The sequence below is a fragment of the Chromobacterium sinusclupearum genome (genome assembly GCF_002902845.1).
In the GTDB taxonomy this organism is placed as follows: Bacteria; Pseudomonadota; Gammaproteobacteria; order Burkholderiales; family Chromobacteriaceae; genus Chromobacterium; species Chromobacterium sinusclupearum.
The window spans coordinates 1-1556 of sequence record NZ_PPTF01000062.1 but is presented as its reverse complement, the minus strand read 5'-3'; the positions used below and the strand labels follow the sequence as shown (position 1 = coordinate 1556).

Genomic DNA, 1556 nt, shown 5'->3' with positions numbered 1-1556 from the left:
GCGCCGCCCGTACCGGCCGCAACACCCGCCAACAAGCCGCTGACCAGATTCTCCCGCTGCAACTTCTCTTCAGCCGTCATCTTGTCGGCATTGGTGTGCTGGATGGCGTCCAGCGCGTTGTTCAACGCCACGCTAGCCGCGCCACCCGCCGCCCCCGCGCCGCAGCTCTGGCCGCTGGCACTCGCGCCGGCGCAAGCCAATGCAGCGTGCAACACCGCGCGGACGGTTTCGCTTTCTACCTTGGGGTTCTGGTCTTTCTCCAACTGATCCGCCAGCTTTTTCACTTCCTGCGCGCCCAGTCCCTGCAGGTAAGCGATGCCGGCGTTCTGCGCCATGCCGGCCAGGCCGTTGGCCACGTTGCCGCCGATGCCGGCCGTGACAGCGGTAAGTATCTGGCTATAAGCGCCACCCGGCGCCCACTTGGCCGCGTCCGCCGCTGCCGTCTGCAATTGCGCTTTTTCCGCCTCGCTCTTGTTCGGGTCTTTCTGCGCCTTGTCCGCTTCCTCTTTGGCCGCCTTGGCCTCTGCCGCCTTGTTGGCCATGAAGGTGCCGACCTGCTGACTCAAGGCGCTGGCCGCGTCGAACAGGCCTTGCACTTCGCTGGCGTTAAAGTTATTGGCCAGCTTGCCGCTGCCGTCCTTGTCGCTGCTGACATTGCGATTGGCGCCGGCTGCGGCTTGGGACGCAGTTTGGCCGGTTTGCGCTTCCTGCAGCGCGTTATTGGTGATGGTGAGGCTGCCGCCGCTGACGCCGGCGCGGGTCACGCTCTTGTCGTGATCCGACGCGGCCATCGCCATGCCGGATACGCCACTAGTGCCAGCGGTGACGCTGACGCTGCTGGCGGTGAAGTCGGCGTGGTTGTCGATGTCCTTCAGCACCAAGGCGCCGGTTTGCAGGCTGTTCTTGCCGTCGGCTACTGCTTTGTCGCTGCTGGCGATTTCCGCGCCGTTCAAGGTGGAGGTGCCGCCGACCTTGACTTGGAAGCCGCCATCGCCAGCCTGAATGCCGGACTGGCGCTGCACGCTGGCGTAGTCGGCGTCCATCTTCTGTTGACTCAAGCTGGCACTGCCGCCCGAACCCGCGCCGATACCTATCGTGACATTACCGCTAACCGTCTGATTTTGGCTGTGGTAGGTGCTGGTATCCTGCAAGCTGTCCAGCTTCAGGTCTCCGGCGATGTCGCCCACCACTTGCTGGCCCTTGGCAATGCCTTGCAGCGTGACGTTGCCGCCGGACACCAAATTGAGTTTGCCGCCGGCGTTCAGTTCGCTCAACTGGTACTGGCTGCCGTTGCCGTCCACATGGCCGCGGCTCATGCTGGCGTTGGCCATGATGCCAAACTTGGGCGCGTCTTTGTCAAAACTAATCCCGACACCCACCGCGCCGCTGCTGGAACTGCTGGTGGTGTGCTCGCTGCTGGTGCTCTTGGCTGCCAGCAAGTTGATGTCGCCCTCGGCCTGCAGGGTGAGGTCTTTGCCCGCGACGAATTGCGCTCCCTTGCCGGTGATGGTGCTGTCCTGGCCGGCGCCATGCGCCAGGTCCACCAGCGTGCCGCC

General features: G+C 64.3%; 1 protein-coding gene. It reads right to left on the bottom strand.

Annotated features, from left to right (window positions below; genetic code table 11):
- The coding region (locus C2134_RS13205; protein ID WP_199179940.1) for a hemagglutinin repeat-containing protein at positions 1-1556 on the bottom strand (1556 nt) is incomplete at both ends.